The organism is Cellulomonas sp. EB106-03-03-XG116, assembly GCF_058792015.1.
In genome coordinates this window covers 90,642-93,225 of record NZ_JBYTEP010000011.1, presented here as the reverse complement: position 1 = coordinate 93,225, position 2,584 = coordinate 90,642, and the positions used below count along the sequence as shown (strand labels likewise).

General features: G+C 72.0%; 2 protein-coding genes. Both read right to left on the bottom strand.

The features are described 5' to 3' along the window. Positions 1-81: 81 nt before the first annotated feature. Positions 82-1,758 (bottom strand): MFS transporter, encoded by a 1,677-nt coding sequence (locus AC3WUG_RS07165; protein WP_492327045.1) that lies wholly within the window; start codon positions 1,756-1,758, stop codon positions 82-84. 134 nt (positions 1,759-1,892) lie between these two features. Next, complete coding sequence (locus AC3WUG_RS07160; RefSeq protein WP_492327044.1) at positions 1,893-2,420, bottom strand: MarR family winged helix-turn-helix transcriptional regulator; 528 nt, start codon at positions 2,418-2,420, stop codon at positions 1,893-1,895. Positions 2,421-2,584: the final 164 nt, after the last annotated feature.

The following is a 2,584-nucleotide window of genomic DNA, read 5'->3' as shown; positions in this document are numbered from 1 at the left end:
GGCCGTCGGTGGGACGGCCGGGCGCCTCGCGTCGTGCTGCGGGTGGACCCGCGGGGCGGGCCCGGACGGGGCCCGCCGTGGTCAGGCCCGGTGGACCGGGGCGGCCTGCTCGGCCTCGGCCTGCTGGCCGACCGCCTGCTGGGCGCCGGGGGTGCCGGCCTCGGCCAGGACGGCCTCGCCGGTCTGCTCCTGGTCGAGCAGCTGCTCCACGCCGGAGCGGCGGCCGAGCGGCACCTCCTTGAGGAACAGCACGGCGATCAGCGCGATCACGCCGAGCGGGACGGCGATGAGGAACAGGTCCGCGATGCCGTGGCCGTACGAGGACTCGACGATCGTCTTCACCGGCTCCGGCAGGGTGGAGACGTCCGGCACCGAGGTGGTGCCGCCGCCCAGCGCGGCCGGGTCGACGCCGGCGGAGACGAGGCCGTCGGTGATGTAGCCGGTGATCCGGTTGCCGAGCACCGCGCCCAGCGCCGAGACGCCGATCGCGCCGCCGAGCGTCCGGAAGAACGCCACGGTCGCCGTGCCCGAGCCGGTCTCGGAGACGTCCAGGATGTTCTGGACCGCGAGGACCAGGTTCTGCATCAGCATGCCGACGCCGGCGCCCATGACGAACATGAACAGGCCGACCAGGACGAAGCTGGTGTCGTACCGGATGGTGCCCATCAGGGCCAGGCCGGCGGTCAGCAGCACGCCGCCCGCGACCATGAAGCCCTTGTACCGGCCGTATTTGGTGATGAACCGCCCGGCGATGGTCGACGACAGGAACAGGCCGAGGATCATCGGGATGGTCAGCAGGCCGGACTGCGTCGGGGTCTTGCCGCGGGCCACCTGCATGTACTGGCTGAGGAACACCGAGGTGCCGAACATCGCGACGCCGACCGCGACGGACGCGATCACGGACAGCACGACGGTGCGGTTCTTGAACAGGTGCATCGGGATGATCGGGTCCGCGACCTTGTTCTCGACGACGACCGCGATCGCGAGGACCACGACGGCGCCGATCACCATGGCGGCGGTCTGCCAGGACAGCCAGTCGAACTTGTCGCCGGCGAAGGTCACCCAGAGCAGCAGGCTCGCGATGCCCACGGAGATGAGCGCGGCGCCCCAGTAGTCGATGCTCACGACCTTGCGGGCCATCTGCGGCAGGTGCAGCGTGCGCTGCAGCACGATGATCGCGGCGACCGCGAACGGCAGGCCGACGAAGAAGTTCCAGTGCCAGGACAGGCTGTCGGTGATCACGCCGCCGAGCAGCGGGCCGCCGACCATGCCGATGCCCATGATGCCGCCCATGAGGCCCATGTACCGGCCGCGCTCGCGGGGGCTCAGGATGTCGGCCATCAGGACCGTCGCCAGCGCGGTGAGGCCACCGGCGCCGATGCCCTGCAGGGCGCGCATTCCGATCAGGAAGCCGACGGTCTGCGAGAACCCGGCCGCCGCGGACGACAGCACGGAGATGACCAGCGCGATCTGGATGAGGAGCTTGCGGTTCACGAGGTCCGCGAGCTTGCCCCAGATCGGGGTGGTGATCGTGGTGGTGAGGAGGGTCGCGGTGACGACCCAGGTGTAGGACGACTGCGACCCCTCGAGGTCGCTGACGATCTTCGGCAGGGAGCTCGACACGACGCTCGTGGCCAGGATGGACACGAACATGCCGAGCAGGATGCCGGAGAGGGCCTCCATCACCTGCCGGTGGTTCATCGCGGGCGCGGGCCCGCGGTCGACGGTCGGGCTCTCGGCCCGGGTGGTGCTGCTCATGCGTGAACTCTGCTTTCGCCCTGGGATGCGGTGCCCGGCGCCGTCGGCGGACGTGGTGGTGGTGCGGCGCGGCCGGGTGGCGGTCGCGTGCTGCGGGGGCCGGTGCGCGCGGCTGCGCACCGACCCGGGTGGGGTCAGGTGGCCGCGGCGGCGAGCGCCGGCGCGCGGGGGTCGTCGGCCGGGGTGCTCGTCGGGGCCGGGTCGGTGGCGGTGCGCGTGCCGAACTCGGCCATCGTGGCCGCGATCCGCTCGAGCACCGCCGACGCCTCGGCCAGCTCGGCGGGCGTCCAGGCGCTGAACGCCTCGGCGGCCCGCGCGTCCATCGCGACCTTGGTGTCGGCCGTGAAGGCCTTCCCGCGTTCGGTCAGCCGGACCGTGCGGACGCGCCGGTCGGTGCCCGGCGCGTCCGGTGTGCTGCGCTCGGCGTAGCCGGACTCGACCAGCTGGCTGGCCTGCCGGCTGGCCACCGAGATGTCGACGTGCAGGTGCTGCGCGACGTCGCCGATGCCCAGCTCGCCGGCCTTGTCCAGCAGCCAGAGCAGGCTGAGGGCGGCGCGCGGGCAGTCGAGGTCGCGCGCCAGCTCGGTGCCGACCTCGCGCTGCACGCGCTGCAGACGCGCGATGGCGTCGATGAGCACGCGGTAGGCGGGGGTGCTGGGCACGGCGGGGACCTCTTTCATTGGTTGCAGCAGGCAAACTATCACAACGGTTGCGCTGGGCAACTTGTTCCGCGGCTGATGTGAGGGTGATCACGGGGGTCGCCCTGCACGTCCTCCGGGGGCCTCGACAGTGGAACGTCGTGACGGACACGCCGACGGCGTGTCCG